This is a genomic window from Sulfobacillus sp. hq2, from assembly GCF_002903155.1.
Lineage (GTDB): Bacteria > Bacillota > Sulfobacillia > Sulfobacillales > Sulfobacillaceae > Sulfobacillus > Sulfobacillus thermotolerans.
On the sequence record NZ_NWUL01000025.1, the window covers coordinates 38,379 to 53,125 of the forward strand.

The 14,747-nt window shown below is 51.8% G+C and carries 16 protein-coding genes; 2 read left to right on the top strand and 14 right to left on the bottom strand.

What is annotated here, in order from left to right; translation table 11 throughout:
- Nucleotides 1-122: 122 nt before the first annotated feature.
- Complete coding sequence (locus CO251_RS04105) at nucleotides 123-986, top strand: nitrilase-related carbon-nitrogen hydrolase (RefSeq protein WP_158246169.1); 864 nt, start codon at nucleotides 123-125, stop codon at nucleotides 984-986.
- A gap of 269 nt (nucleotides 987-1,255) precedes the next feature.
- The gene (locus CO251_RS04110) at nucleotides 1,256-1,924 is read left to right on the top strand and encodes a DedA family protein (RefSeq protein WP_242968297.1); all 669 of its coding nucleotides are present in this window, start codon (nucleotides 1,256-1,258) and stop codon (nucleotides 1,922-1,924) included.
- Here the strand turns inward: CO251_RS04110 and CO251_RS04115 are convergent.
- From CO251_RS04115 to CO251_RS04180, 14 genes are all read right to left on the bottom strand, one after another.
- Nucleotides 1,872-2,441, bottom strand: a complete 570-nt coding sequence (locus CO251_RS04115; protein WP_103374544.1) for a hypothetical protein — start codon at nucleotides 2,439-2,441, stop codon at nucleotides 1,872-1,874. The two genes, CO251_RS04110 and CO251_RS04115, sit on opposite strands and share 53 nt — an antisense overlap.
- Before the next feature lie 38 nt (nucleotides 2,442-2,479).
- The gene (locus tag CO251_RS04120; RefSeq protein WP_103374545.1) at nucleotides 2,480-3,553 is read right to left on the bottom strand and encodes a glycosyl hydrolase family 18 protein; all 1,074 of its coding nucleotides are present in this window, start codon (nucleotides 3,551-3,553) and stop codon (nucleotides 2,480-2,482) included.
- Nucleotides 3,554-3,619: 66 nt separating this feature from the next.
- Nucleotides 3,620-3,838 (bottom strand): hypothetical protein, encoded by a 219-nt coding sequence (locus CO251_RS04125; protein WP_103374546.1) that lies wholly within the window; start codon nucleotides 3,836-3,838, stop codon nucleotides 3,620-3,622.
- A gap of 126 nt (nucleotides 3,839-3,964) precedes the next feature.
- Nucleotides 3,965-5,428 (bottom strand): leucyl aminopeptidase, encoded by a 1,464-nt coding sequence (locus CO251_RS04130; protein WP_103374547.1) that lies wholly within the window; start codon nucleotides 5,426-5,428, stop codon nucleotides 3,965-3,967.
- Nucleotides 5,418-6,410: a dipeptidase gene (locus CO251_RS04135; protein ID WP_103374548.1), complete on the bottom strand. Its 993-nt coding sequence runs from the start codon at nucleotides 6,408-6,410 to the stop codon at nucleotides 5,418-5,420. The genes CO251_RS04130 and CO251_RS04135 overlap by 11 nt, the downstream gene beginning before the upstream one ends.
- 11 nt (nucleotides 6,411-6,421) lie before the next feature.
- Complete coding sequence (locus CO251_RS04140; RefSeq protein WP_103374549.1) at nucleotides 6,422-7,201, bottom strand: TIGR00282 family metallophosphoesterase; 780 nt, start codon at nucleotides 7,199-7,201, stop codon at nucleotides 6,422-6,424.
- A gap of 29 nt (nucleotides 7,202-7,230) precedes the next feature.
- Nucleotides 7,231-7,743: a hypothetical protein gene (locus tag CO251_RS04145; protein WP_103374550.1), complete on the bottom strand. Its 513-nt coding sequence runs from the start codon at nucleotides 7,741-7,743 to the stop codon at nucleotides 7,231-7,233.
- Nucleotides 7,744-7,822: 79 nt separating this feature from the next.
- Nucleotides 7,823-8,113 (bottom strand): YfhL family 4Fe-4S dicluster ferredoxin, encoded by a 291-nt coding sequence (locus tag CO251_RS04150; RefSeq protein WP_103374580.1) that lies wholly within the window; start codon nucleotides 8,111-8,113, stop codon nucleotides 7,823-7,825.
- 16 nt (nucleotides 8,114-8,129) lie between these two features.
- The gene (locus CO251_RS04155) at nucleotides 8,130-8,588 is read right to left on the bottom strand and encodes a regulatory protein RecX (RefSeq protein ID WP_103374551.1); all 459 of its coding nucleotides are present in this window, start codon (nucleotides 8,586-8,588) and stop codon (nucleotides 8,130-8,132) included.
- Nucleotides 8,569-9,606 carry a recombinase RecA gene (recA, locus tag CO251_RS04160; RefSeq protein WP_103374552.1) on the bottom strand — a complete coding sequence of 346 codons (1,038 nt, stop codon included), beginning with the start codon at nucleotides 9,604-9,606 and terminating at the stop codon, nucleotides 8,569-8,571. Before recA ends, CO251_RS04155 begins: the two co-directional genes overlap by 20 nt.
- A gap of 71 nt (nucleotides 9,607-9,677) precedes the next feature.
- Nucleotides 9,678-11,264, bottom strand: coding sequence for a DEAD/DEAH box helicase (locus CO251_RS04165; RefSeq protein ID WP_103374553.1), 1,587 nt, complete (start codon nucleotides 11,262-11,264; stop codon nucleotides 9,678-9,680).
- Nucleotides 11,265-11,318: 54 nt separating this feature from the next.
- Nucleotides 11,319-12,554, bottom strand: a complete 1,236-nt coding sequence (locus CO251_RS04170; RefSeq protein ID WP_103374554.1) for a CinA family nicotinamide mononucleotide deamidase-related protein — start codon at nucleotides 12,552-12,554, stop codon at nucleotides 11,319-11,321.
- A gap of 108 nt (nucleotides 12,555-12,662) precedes the next feature.
- A complete protein-coding gene (locus CO251_RS04175) occupies nucleotides 12,663-14,129 on the bottom strand; it encodes an AAA family ATPase (protein ID WP_103374581.1) in 1,467 nt (488 codons plus the stop codon).
- Nucleotides 14,129-14,644: a hypothetical protein gene (locus tag CO251_RS04180; protein WP_242968307.1), complete on the bottom strand. Its 516-nt coding sequence runs from the start codon at nucleotides 14,642-14,644 to the stop codon at nucleotides 14,129-14,131. Before CO251_RS04180 ends, CO251_RS04175 begins: the two co-directional genes overlap by 1 nt.
- Nucleotides 14,645-14,747 lie beyond the last annotated feature (103 nt).

Here is a 14,747-nt window from a genome sequence, read left to right on the forward strand (position 1 = left end):
ATCGGGTGAAAAACCTCTATCTCCGCGTACTCGCTGGCCACCTGCGCCGTACATTGCAGCGTTCCTGGACGCCTTTAACAGCACCACGGCATGACTTCCCTCGACGAAAGGAGAGGCCTGTAGTGCGAATAGCCGCGGCTCAGTTTTCTTTAGATGCCGTGCCTGAACCGTCTTTGTGGCATAAGCGGCTTCATGCCATCTTTCAATCCGCGGCTCAAGCCAGAGCGGATATCCTCGTATTCCCGGAAGATATGTCACTGCCTCTGCTTGGCATCATTGCACGGTGGCTGCCCCGCTCCCCAGGTCCACCTGACCCAAGTCAAACAGCCTTGGCTCTTGCTACTCTCGCACCCATTGCTTATGACCATTGGCAGCGTGTGATGCAAGATATGGCACGCCATTTTGCGATTATTACGGTTGCGGGTTCAGGACTCACGGTCCGGCACCAGCGGCTAGTCAATCAAGCCCTAATCATCTCGGATCAAGGCCATATCATGGCCGAACAACCCAAAATGCACTTATTTGCTTTTGAACAGGATTGGGGAGTAACCGCCGGATCCCTCGTCAACCAAACCGCCAACTCCTGGTCCTTATACACGGTCGTATGCAATGATGCCACTTATTTCGAGACGTTTCGTATGCTACGACATCGGGGTGCTGATCTCATCGCCGTTCCTATCGCCGATCCCGAACCCCAATATTCCGAACATAAAGCACGAAGAGGCACGTGGGCGCGCGTGCAAGAAACGCCTGTATGCGGGATTGTAGGCGCGGGCACAGGTTCCCTATTCGGCTTTACCTTAAGCGGTAAAGCTGGCATTTATCTACCAGCAGCTTTAACCCCTGACCACACTGGCATTGTTGCTGAATCTTCCTCGGCGTACGGAGAGGGCATTGTCATGGCCGATGTCGACTTAGACGCGTTGCACGAGTACCAGAAAAGTCAACCGAAACTTCCTAAGGGTCCCTGGCAGCATCCCTTTTAAGGTCTTTATACGCCGGGCAATGATGCCATGACATCATGTTGTGTCTGCTCGCCTGCATTCCGAGCGAAAAGCAGATAAAAGATCGCCCGGCACGTGGACACCGGAGTTGTCTTCCGGCGTGTGGTATTATCATAATGTCTTAAAGACTCTCTTAAGTGTGTAAGGGGTCTAATGGGGGCGAGACATGAGTCTAATCCCCTTCACCGGCGCCTATTATGACGTTTTGCCGTGGCATACGCGCGGCGTTGTGGGGAACGAACAATGCCTAATTGACAACCACCAAGCCGCCTTCGGGAGAATCCCGACTTGCGGTTGGTAGGAAGAAAGGAACAGATGCGGTGGTGGCCCTTTTACATAGTGTTACCCATGGGATTCTTGCCTTAGGCATTATGGGTGTGTTTATTGGCATGTTTCTGGAAAGCGCATACATCCCGGTGCCTTCTGAGATTATCTTGCCGTATGCCGGATATCTGGTCTATCTCCACCGCGCCACCTTAACGGAAGCTATGCTGGCAGGTTTACTCGGAGGGCTCTTTGGAGCAGTTTTTGCCTACTGGATCGCGCGGTACGGGGGCAGGCCTTTGATAGAGAAATATGGCCGCTATGTCCTCATTCACCAAAAACAAATAGAGCGTGCGGACCATTGGTTTCAGCGCCATGGTGATGGCGCCGTATTTTTTGGGCGGTTACTCCCCGGCATCCGCACGTATATCTCGTTGCCAGCCGGTGTTGCGGAAATGCCAATAGGGCGATTCATCCTTTTTTCTTTGCTAGGGGCACTGCCTTGGACCATTTTATTTACCTATATTGGCTATATTTTAGGCAACCGTTGGCAAAATATCGGCCACTTAGCCCAATATTTTGGTGCCGTCGTCGTGGTGTTGTTTATCGCTTGGATTGCCATGTTGTGGAGGAATCGCGCCAAAACCAATCACTAACTTCCCACCAAATGAGCCACGGCACCATCCACAAAACTTCGAGGTCCATGTGCACTCGCATCGGCGCTAACGCTTCCACAATATTTTCTAAACCAACGGCCCCTAAGGTAATGGTGCGCAAGACCGTCAGTGCGCTGTGCCAGGGGCTCATCCAATTTTGCAGCGCAAACGGCAAGGCGAATCCGGCAACAAATCCTGTCACAACGGCCAATACCTGTCCCGAACCGATGACTAAGGCCCACAGGGTGCCAACGGCTTCGAGCGGTTCAACCCATAAATGGGACAAGGTATGGGAAATTCTTTGATGCCGTTGAATATCGGCTAAGGCTTTAAAAACTAAAATGCAACCGGCCGCAAACCACCAGCCGCGCAATGAGGCGGGGGCACGATCTCCTGTCGTTTGCCATAGCACCACAACCACGACCATGCCCAATCCCCAGAGCCAAAGAGTGGACAAAGTGTGGGACAAACGCCCCCGCTCAAAGAAGCCCGCTCCCCCCTGAAAGCCAACGAGCATACCCGCTCCCAATACCCAGAGGTCCTGTGTCAGGCTTGTTACCCCCTTGGAATCTTCGTCCAAAATCCGGGTGACTCAAATCCTAACCGCCATAACGCCACACCTGCTAAATGCCGAGATTGCGCTAATCGCACACGAGCTTGAGCCGATCGATTCCCCATGTAGTAAACAATATGCTTGACCCCTGCTCGCGTAGTATAGGTCAACACATTTTGAGAGTCCCAAGGATTATACCGAGACGTCACCCCATATTCGTGCTCAAGGGACGGTACACTCTCATCTGGCACCGTGGTGGCAGGACCTGCAGACCCGTTATCCACCCAGTCATACCCATACATGCCAATGGCTAAAATCAAGTGGTCCGCCGGGACGAGTTTAAGTGCTGCATCCATATTTTGTTTAACCCACTCCCACGGCGCCACCGGTCCCGGAGGGCCCCCGCTATAGTGATGGTCGTAAGTCATGATGACCAAGTAATTGGCTGACGCGCCCAGTTGCCTGTAGTCATAGGCGCCATTAATCGAAGACGGTACTCCTACGAGCGGAAACACGGAGACGGCCACAATTTTATGAATCGCATGGAGTTGTTTGCTGAGTTGAGCGATAAAGAGGCTAAGATCTCCGCGACTCGATGCAGGAATCAGTTCGAAATCGATATTAACGCCATCTAAGTGATCCTGCTTAACCAACGCTACTATATTGTTGACGGCATTTGTACGCGCAGCAGCGCTGTATAAGACCTGCGCACTACCCTGCGCATTATTGAACAGCGGAACGACCTGCACGTGATGGGCATGAGCAAGACGCACCACACTTGGGGTATAGCCGATATCGGACACAGCGCCCGACGGGTCGACGAGAAACCAACGGGGACTTACCGTACTCAACTGCGTCACATGGTGTTCAAAAGACGATTCCGACCCTGGGTGTCCACTTGTTGGGTTATAATTTTGATAGAAACCAACGACCTGAAAGTTTTGCAACGCTGGGGCGGCCGATCGTGGCGCACGAATGCTGATCCATGCAATGAGGGCAATAACCACAGCGGCCACTCCCCCAACAATCCAGACTTTATATTCGCGCCACACCATAAGCCAGTCCCGGTTATTCATCGTACAGCCCTCTTTTAGGTTATTTGCCCATAGTATGGACAATCCCCATTACATCATGCGCCTGATCTACGGGCTCTTGACCAGGCGCCGATGGCTTTTTAACAACGTCCGTAACTGCCGATTTTCTAGCTCCAATGAGTGAATTCGCCATTGCTTTTCACGCGCTTGCAATGTTAAGAGGTTCATGAGGACACGGCGGCTCGAACGCAGCCCTAACAACTTAGCATGCAGGCTTTGGATTTCTTCTTCCAACCGCGCAATTTCTTTTTGCGCATCGTGGTACATCAATTCCACCTCCTGAGCCTAGTATACCGAGGATAGTGGCAAATTATTCCTCAAGTGGCAAAGCGTGAGGATCACAAAGCGCCTAGGACGGTCCGTCCTAGGCGCTTTGGCAACCCACCACGTTTATTAACCCAAAGTATGTGCCAATTGCACAAACGTCCGCACCATGACTCCTGTAGCTCCACTCACAGCAGTCAGGGGGCCTTCTTTGGTCCACGCGGTCCCCGCAATGTCCAAATGGGCAAATGGTACGTCTCCCGCGAATTCACTGATAATCATCCCACCCGTGATAGTACCCGCATCGCGTCCTGGCGAATTTTTCATATCCGCTACTGACGATTTATACAACGCCTTGTATTCCGGATAGATGGGCAATTGCCACACTCGTTCACCCGCCGCAGTTGCCGCTGTAATCACCTGGTTGGCTAAAGCCGTATCGGTCGCCACGAGCCCTGTCGCTTCATGGCCTAATACGACAATAACCGCCCCGGTTAAGGTGGACGTTTCGACGATCCAGTCGGGGTGGAGATGCGCGGCATAACTCACACCATCTGCCAACGCCACGCGCCCTTCCGCATCGGTGTTCGTAATTTCAATCGTTTTGCCATTAAATGCCCGCACCACATCACCCGGCTTATAGGCTGAGCCCGACGGCATATTTTGAGCGATTGCCATAATGCCAATCACATTAATCGCGGGTTTTGTATCCGCAATCGCACACATCGCGCCTAACACAGCACCTGCACCCAACATGTCATACTTCATTTCTTCCATGTTAGCCGATGGTTTGAGACTAATGCCCCCCGAATCAAACGTTATGCCCTTTCCGACAAGCGCCAATGTTTTTTCGCCGTGCCCATGATAGCGCATCACGACGAGTCGAGGAGGATGCACACTACCTTGTCCCACGCCCAACAACGCACCCATGCCAAGTTCAGCTAAGCGCGCTTCATCCATGACCTCGACCTCAAAGCCATGCGCGTTCCCCGCCTTGACCGCCTCTTGCGCCAAGAGCTCAGGATATAATTTGTTCGATGGCGTAAAACCTAGCTCACGGGTCAGGTTTTGGGCCTGTCCAAGGGATAAGCCGCGTTTAATGCCCAAAGCCGCCGCCTCGTCGTCCTGAATGCCCGCCAATACGAGGGCCGGAATTTGACGGTCGACAGGCTTTTGATGATATCCTTCAAAGCGCCAGCTTCCCAGTACCCATCCTTCGACAGCCGCCGTTACTGCGTCTAATGCGGCATAATCAGCCTCCGGTAGCTCGAATCCTACGGAGCGCACTTTTAAGCTTTCGCTGGTTTGCGCCGCTTGCCCCATAATCTTCCGTAACGCATGGACATCAAACTCCTTAGATGGGCCCATGCCGATAAAGAGAACGCGATCAAGGTCGGCATCCGTGCTCGTCACGATAAAGCGCTGTAGAAGCTTTCCTTCAAATTCTTGACGCGCCCATGCATCCGCTAACGCGCGGCGCAGACCTCCGGGGATATGTTCCGAAACTTGTCCAGCACTATCCTGAAATACGCCCACAACCGTCAACTCAACGGTCCCAGTCTGAAGGCGACCTGTTATTGTCTTAATATCCATGGTTATCCCTCTCCTCCTTACGTGACCACTCGCGGGTAAAAAACTCCACATAATTCATCCCAAAAATGCGACGAATTGTATCGTCTGCCAAACCTCGCGCACTCATACGGTCTGCTAAGTGGGTCAGACGTGTCACGTCCTCTAGTCCATCCACCGGATGTTCCACCCCGTCGAAATCTGATCCCAACCCTAAATGGTGATCATCGCCCACCAAGTCAAGATGCAGACAGGCATGGTCCACAACCCGTTCGACATCTTCTTGACCTCCCAAGAAATCGCGCACAAACGTCAATCCTTGAATGCCATTGGCTTTGGCCAATGCAATAATCTGCGCATCCGTCAAGTTGCGGCGATGGTCCGCCAATGTACGGCAGTTTGAATGCGAGGCGATGACCGGGCGCTCAGACGTCTCCATGGCATCCCAAAACGCTGCATGGCTGAGATGAGAGACATCAAGTACGATCCCCACCCGGTTCATTTCTTGTACAATCCTGCGTCCTGCAACACTCAGGCCGCCGCCTCCCGGGTCTTCCCCCGCTCCATCCGCTAACGCATTGCGCTCGTTCCACGTCAAACTCATCAAGCGAAAACCTAGGCGGTGCATAATGCGCACCATACGAGGGTCGGTGCCAACCGCTTCGGCTCCTTCCATGGACATGACCACTCCGATTTTACCCGGCGATAGCGCTGCCAACAACGACCTGTCATCCACAACGGGCACGACCATACCGCCTGCCCCCAACACTTCTTGGTCAAATTGGTCAACAAACGACAGAAGTCGAGGTAAGGCCCGTTCCGGTTTATATTCGGGCTCCACCCAACACGAAAGGAATTGCAAGCGGTGGCCGCCTTCGACCATGCGGGGAAAATCCAGCTGCCCCTCGTGTGAGCGCTCGTACAAGTGCCGCTTTCCCTTTAGAGCGTCCAGTAAACTATCTGCATGCGTATCGACCACGGGTGTTTCTTCGCCATGCCATAACACGTACACTCCTCCTACTCCCGGTAGAATATCCTATGAAGAGACAGTGCCTTGCCATTGGTCGGATCGACATCCACCACTAAGCCGCCAAATTGACCGGGACCCGTCGCCGTCTCGAAGCGTACTGGCATTTGAGTCCGCATTTTTTGGATGACCAACTCAGATTTTACTCCAATTACCGAGTCACAAGGACCGGTCATCCCCAGATCAGTGATATAAGCGGTGCCTTTAGGCAAAATACGCTCATCCGCCGTCTGTACGTGGGTATGAGTACCCACCAACGCGCTGACCCGCCCGTCTAAATACCATCCCAAGGCAATCTTTTCCGACGTGGTCTCGGCATGAAAATCGACGAGAATGACCTTAACTTCAGAGGGCAAACTACTCAGCACATGATCAAGCCCTTGTAAAGGGTCATCATATTGGAACGGCATAAATGCCCGTCCCGCTACATTAATGACGGCCACCGGAATATCGTTGGTGGCCGTGACAACGTACCCATGACCCGGAGTGCCCGGAGGAAGGTTGAGCGGTCGTAAAAGAGCTGGGACATCATCGAGAAAATCAAAGACCTCTTTTTTATCAAAGATATGATTTCCCGACGTCAAGACATCAACCCCGGACCCGAGAAGGTCATCCATGATTTCGTGGGTAATCCCGTTACCCCCAGCCGCATTCTCGCCATTGGCCACAACCATATCAATAGCGTACTCTTCACGTAGACGGGGAAGAGCCTCTTTAAGCATACGGCGACCGGTTTTTCCCACGATGTCTCCCACTAACAAAACCTTCATAGCCGCCCGCCTTTCCTCCTTCAACCCACTTAGGTATTAAACACCACAACCCGTCCCTCGTCTCGCAACGCCACTAAATGTCCATGTGCGTCTTTTGTGAGGGCTTCAAGATTGGCCTGAATCGTTTCCTCCTGAAGCATTAATTCTTCTTCCAAGAGATCATGGGAATCCATTACCACGTCTTGTTCGAACCAATCATGAAGAATCTCGATCATCATGCCCACTTCCTCGACGGATACGGTCTCAATATCCCGTCGCAATTCAATAATCGTGGCAGTGTCCCACTCAAGACGATCCAGACTAATCTGCGATAAAGGCCGGCCCGTAACCCACCGGTAGGTTTGCAGCACATCTTGGAGCTGAAGTTGGAAGCGTTGCCATACGTCTTCCCCCAACGTCTTACGGACGATGAATGTCATATTAAGCGTCCGGTCATCAGGATTAAATTGGACGCTGTTGATCTCCGGATACCGCATCATAACCGTAATTAATGCCCCAAGCCCCCGTGTGCTACTCCCCCAACCTGATGATGATAGGTTCATTCCGCACCCTCCTTTTCCGGCCATCCCACATCTTCTTGATATCATATGCGATGCCATAGAAAACTCGCTTTATGGTCGCTTAGAGGACGGGAGGCTTCCACTGGTCAGTATTTTCTAGTGCTTTACCGGGATACAGCCGTTGAAATTTTGTCTCTAATTCCTCCCGCGATTCGGAGTGTGCAACATCAGCGACGCAGGCCTCTACAGGACACACATCAGCGCACTGTTGGGTCCCGTAAAACCCAAAGCACTCGGTACAGTGGTCCGGATCAATAATATAAATATCGACCCCTTCGCGAATGGCTTCATTGGGGCACTCCGGCTCGCAAGCACCACACGAAATACACTCATCAATAATCTTTAATGCCATACCTACGGCTCCTTTCTCATCCCCCTTGGTCGCCATGCCCTATTATCTTCCAGACAATAGACGTGGGAAAGCCCCGGCGGACAAGGTACCGTCCGTAGCGAATACGCTCGCGGTCATCCTTGATATCGTAACGCTCTTGCAGACCTTCAGCAATCTTTAACCAATCAATATTCTGCTGCCGTTCTTCCCATAAAGGCTCCCATACCTCTCGCGGCAGCTTTTTATCCTGAAGTTTTTGGACTACGAGTCTTGGCCCCATCGTACCATTGCGTAGACATTGCTCGATAAGTTGGGCGGCAACCCGCTTGTCATCGAGCCATCCTTTGGCCTCCAGTTGGTCCATGACCGAGTCCACCAAAGGTTCAGGAAAACCCGCCCGGAGAAGCCGGGCGGAGAGATCCTGTCGACTATAATCACGATACCCCAACCACCTTAGGGCTTGTAGGTAAGGATCTTTATTGGATGTCTTGGTCATCTTGAGCGCCTATGGTCACCAGTGACGAGGCCGCTTGAAAATGTTGGCGAATTTTTGTGTCTAATTCTTGCGCCAGCTCAGGATTTTTCTTGAGATAGTCCCGAGTATTCTCACGCCCTTGCCCCAGGCGCAAATCTCCGTAGGCATACCATGCACCGCTCTTTTGCACTAAATTAATCTCAACTGCCAAATCCAGGATACTTCCCTCACGGGAAACCCCTTCCCCATAGAGAATATCAAATTCGGCTTGCTTGAACGGGGGAGCCACCTTATTTTTCACAACCTTGACGCGCGTTCGATTGCCCACCACATCGGTTCCTTGCTTTAAGCTGTCGATACGGCGCACTTCAAGACGCAAGGAAGAGTAGAACTTCAGAGCTCGCCCTCCAGGGGTTGTCTCCGGATTTCCAAACATCACACCAATTTTTTCTCGAAGTTGGTTAATAAAGACTGTGACCGTATTCGATTTCGAAATCGACGCCGTCAACTTACGCAAGGCTTGGGACATCAGGCGTGCTTGCAACCCAACATGGGAATCACCCATTTCGCCCTCGATTTCAGCGCGTGGCACAAGGGCTGCCACCGAGTCCACGACCACAATATCAACCGCCCCGGACCGAACCAACGCTTCCGCAATTTCTAACGCTTGTTCACCGGTATCCGGTTGGGAAATCAGCAAGTCATTGAGGTTAACCCCTAACTTACTGGTATACAAGGGATCCAACGCATGCTCTACATCAATAAACGCTGCCACACCGCCAGCTTTTTGCGCCTCGGCAATCGTATGCAGTGCGATGGTGGTCTTTCCTGAGGATTCTTGACCATAAATCTCCACGACACGTCCACGTGGTAAACCTCCAACGCCGATAGCAATGTCCAAGGGAAGACAGCCCGTTGAGATCACCCCTATAGCAGATTGACTGGAGGCTTCCCCAAGCCGCATAATCGAGCCCTTACCGAACTGCTTTTCTATTTGGGCGAGCGCCAAGTCCAGCGCTTTTTCTCTGTCCATCGCCATAGTTTCTTCTCCCTCCAACTTCTTCCATTGGACATTATTCGCTAAACGGCATTAAAACTCCTCTATGAATTCTAACGAGGTCGTGCAGGTTCCATATTGACCGATTTGCCACGAATCACAATGGACGACATCGCCTGCAAAACTTTAGCTGCGGCATCCTTCGGCATCTCCACAAACGTAAACCGGTCGTAAATATCAATCAACCCGATGACGCCACCGGAAATATGCGCACCTTCCGCTAAGCCCCGCACAATATCAGCCGGAGAGACGCGGTCCATCCGCCCGAGGTTTAAGAACAGCCGAACCATTCCGGGCTCTGCGCCCGTTTCCCCGAACTCTCCTTCTGGCGCTTGATCATGCCCCTTATCCAGCATTAAGCGCAAAGCAGCAGCGGCAATATCAACACTGTCATACGACTGTGCGAGTTCCATCACAATCTCTTGATAAGCCGGCAACACACCATGCTCGATTTCATCGGCCAAGCGGTTTTTCAATGCTTCCCGCTGTTTCTCTGCAACATCCTCCTGGGTAGGTAAGGGCCGCCGTTGTAAGCGAACATGCAACAACTTTTCCATTTGCCGCAGTTGGCGAAATTCCTTGGGCAACACGAGAGTAATTGCCGTGCCGCTCTTGCCGGCTCGTCCCGTCCGTCCAATACGGTGGACATAAGTCTCTGTGTCTTGAGACAAGTCATAGTTGATAACGTGCGTCACGTTGTCAATGTCCAATCCTCGCGCCGCGACATCGGTAGCGACCAGAATTTCACTAACTCCCTCTTTAAAGCGTTTCAACACCCGGTTCCGTTGCACTTGATTCAAGTCCCCGTGGATGGCTTCGGCAGAATAACCTCGCGCTTGCAAGCCCTCGGCCAATTCATCGACGCGTTTTTTCGTGCGGCAGAAGATAATGGTGCGCTCAGCGCCCTCCATGTCCAAAATCCTGGACAACCCATCTAATTTTTCATGTTCTCGCACTTCGTAATAGACTTGTTCAATCTTGGGCACCGTCAAACGCTCGGGGCTAATCGATACGTGTTCAGGATGGCGCAGATACTTCCGAGCCAACCGGGAAATGGCATCAGGAACGGTCGCTGAAAATAGCATCGTCTGGCGCTCGGTGGGTACATTCTGCAAAATGAACTCGACGTCTTCGATGAAGCCCATGTCAAGCATTTCGTCGGCTTCATCCAAAACCACGACCTTAACGTTATCAAGCTTTAATGTCCCTCGGCGAATATGGTCCATGACACGACCAGGTGTTCCAATCACAACCTGTGCGCCGTGTTCTAGCGCTCGAATCTGACGGTCATAGGACTGCCCTCCATAAATCGGAACCACTTTCACGCCCGCATGGCGGCCGATTTTGGTGATTTCTTCTGATACCTGAATGGCTAATTCCCGCGTGGGGGCCATCACCAAGGCCTGCACTTTTTTGCTGCGATGGTCCAACAACTCGACAATCGGAACACCAAATGCAGCTGTCTTCCCGGTTCCCGTTTGAGCCTGTCCAATAATATCGTGCCCTTGCAAAATCAAGGGAATGGTTTTAACCTGAATGGGTGATGGTTCTTCAAAGCCCATGTCTTCTAAAGCTTTAAGTACTGGGCTGGTCAACCCCATACTTTTAAACGATTCAAGTTTTACTGTTTCCTCTTCCATCGAAAGCTCCTTCATCATATGTTTTAATGTCCTCTCCATCCCACACCCGATACGTTAACCCGGTAATTCGAGTAGGTCCCACAATTGCGTCAACGCCATCTCTACCGCGGCCTCTCGTACTCCTTGTCGGTCAACGTGAATAATGCGTTTGCGAACCACCGTTTGGCCTTTATGGCTTACCGCCGTATAAAACGTCCCTACAGGATTTTCGGCGTCTCCACCCCCGGGACCTGCATACCCTGTCGTACTCAGACCCCAATCCGTGTGAAACCGTTGGCAAACAGCCTCTGCCATCGCCTGCGCGCATTCAGCACTAACCGCCCCAAACTCTTCCAGTACATGTCCCGGCACTCCAGACAGCTGCTTGACATGATCAGTATACGCAACAGTCCCTCCTGACACACAGAGCGATGCGCCCGGCACTTCAATAAGACGCGCGGCTAAAAGCCCACCGGTGAGGGATTCCATCATGCTACAGGTCTCATGCCGTTTTTGCAGGGTCTCGACAATGACTTGGGCACGATTCACCCCTTGAACATGATACAACGGTGCTTGAACCTGACCCTTTACCCACGCTAGAGCCCGTTGCGCTAAAACGGTCCCGTGCTCGGAAAATGCGGTAGTCTCGACCCGAATGTCCACTTGCCCAGGCTTCGCATAGATTCCCATTTTAGGATGTTGGCCGGCCAAAAGCGGTTCAATCCAGTGTGCGAGTGTCGCTTCGCCGATATCGAAGCATGAAAGACTTTGACGCATGACCGTTCGGCTACCTTGCATACGGCGCAACCACGGCAATAAATACTGCTCAACAATGGCTTCCATTTCTCGTGGTGGCCCGGGCAACAAAACCAGCGTTTGCCCCTCTAATTCAATCAGTTCACCCGGAGCCTGGCCCTTGGGATTTTGCCAGATGACCGCTCCCGACACGACTGACGCTTGTTTCTTAATTGATTCTTCCCAACCTGAGTTCCGTCCATGATGTTCCGAAATGTATTGGTGTGTCTCGGAATCCACAGTCACCGGCCGCTGATATAACTGAGCCACCGCTTCCTTAGTCACGTCATCTGCCGTAGGACCCAAACCACCCGTCACAACCACCAGGTCACAGTCCTGGCGCAAATAGCGAAGGGCTTGGATAATGGTGCGCACACTATCCCCTACCACAGTTTGGGCGTGAATATGTATCCCGACCGATAATAATTGTTGCGCAAGCCACACGGCATTGGAATTCATGACTTCGCCGGTCAACACTTCATCGCCTACCGCCACGAGGCCGGCAAGTTTGAACACTCCTGTCCCTCCGTACTATCAGGTATTTTGATCATGCCATATTTGGGACAGAATTACAACCACCTGCACACCCCCCAGCCCTGCAGGGTGTGCAGGCATGCCATAAATTTACGCGATATAAGCCCGTACGGCCTCGCCGGGAAGAGTTTCGTGCTCCAATAACGCATTGGCCAGCGTCCACAACTCCGCTTCATGGCTCGTAATCAATTCGTCGACGACGGTTTGTTGCTCCGCTATAATATCTCGGATCGTCTTGTACAACGTCTCTGGCGACAACGCTTCTTCTTGAACCACACCGAGCGGAGATAACCCCGACAACACCATTTGGCGTGCAATATCCCATGCCTTTTCAAAATCGTTGGCCGCTCCTGTACTTTGTTCCCCTAACAAGATGCGCTCGGCCGTTGAACCCCCTAATAGAACGCGAATATCCGCTTTGAGTTCCGAGATAGTTTGCAACAGCCGATCATCTTCGGGAGCATGCCGCACAAAACCTAGCGCCATTCCCCGCGCGGCAATCGTAATTGACGACACGGAGCCCGGGGATACTAATTCCCCCACAATGGCATGACCTCCTTCGTGAACCGCTACTCTTTTCAGGTCTTCACGGCGCAAGTTGCGGTCGATTTTTTCCCCTAACATCACTTTATCGACGGCTTGACGGAGGTGCCTTGTTGTTATGACATCGGTCTCTTCTCGCATCGCCAGGATGGCTGCTTCATTACAAACACTTTCTAAATGTGCCCCCGAAAATCCGAAGGTTTCCCGAGCAATGCTATCCAAATCCACGTCCGGTGCAAGCGGTTTATTACGCGTGTGCAATTGCAAAATGCTTAGCCGTCCTTCGCGATCCGGTAAATCTACCCGCACCATGCGATCAAAGCGGCCCGGGCGCATCAGAGCATTGTCGAGCAAATCCGCGCGGTTAGTGGCGGCCATCACTAAAATCCGCACATCGTCCTCATGAATCTGCATGCCATCCATTTCGACCAGCAGTTGGTTAAGGGTTTGGTCATACTCCAAATGAGATTGGTTGCTGCCGCGTTTCCCGGCCATCACTTCAATTTCATCAATAAAGATGATAGCACTAGACTTTTTTTCTTTACGGGCCAAAGTGCGTGCGTCTTGAAACAACTGACGTACCCGCTGCGCACCCACACCCGCATACATTTCGACAAACTCCGAACCTGACGCAGCCAAAAAGACGGATTCCGTATATTGAGCAGCGGCCTTGGCCAATAAGGTTTTCCCCGTGCCAGGGGGGCCGGTTAAGAGAATCCCTTTTAACGGCCGTATTCCGAGTTTACTAATCACTTCGGGCTTTAAAATAAATTCCAAGGCTTCCTTGAGTTCGCTTTTAGCCATATGCTGGCCGCCTATATCTTGAAACGTCGTATTGACTTGGCTTAGCACGATTTTTCGTGCGCTTTTATTACTTAAGCGACTCAAAATACCCGAAAAGTAGAGTGCGGAACCCAAAGCAATAAGTAAAACGAGCGGCCAAATATCAATGCCATCAAGACCTAAGAAAACAATTACGGCTAGACCAATCCCCACAGCCACTTCTCGTTTCATCATCCTTGGCCCCCTAATCGTAACGGCATGACAATGTCTTCCCAATATTGCGGGGCCCTCAAGGTGACAAAAATGTGACGACTACTGATTTGTACGGTCGCCGCGAAATGGTCATGTTTAGCCACCTGCTGGATGGATGCATTCATCGCGACATATTGTCCCGTGGCTTCACCTTGGGCAATTATGAGGCGAAGAGTATTGAGTGATTGAAGCATAGCAGGACTCGGATGCGATACAATCGTAATGGCCGTCGGTACATGGCCAGTCACCAGACGATTTTGCGCCTCAATCCCTTGATAGACATTCATCAAGTTAGCGCGCCGGGAAGCAAAAACGGTGACCGCTCCTTGGGGAGACACTTCTACCTTCTTGACACCCGTAACGCTTTGCATGGCGTGCAACAAGGGCGAGCGGATTGCTGACCGCATATAAATCCATTGAACGCCGCGCAACAATCCTAAAACCAATGCAAAGACAACAAATACCAAAAAAACTTGCCGAACCGTAAACTTCATCAATGGTTCTCGCCCTCCTTCAACCACCATGTCACGAATCATTTCGCAATCAATGGGGAGTATATCATAGCGAGAACAATTGAGCGCAGGCAATGCTTGTCTA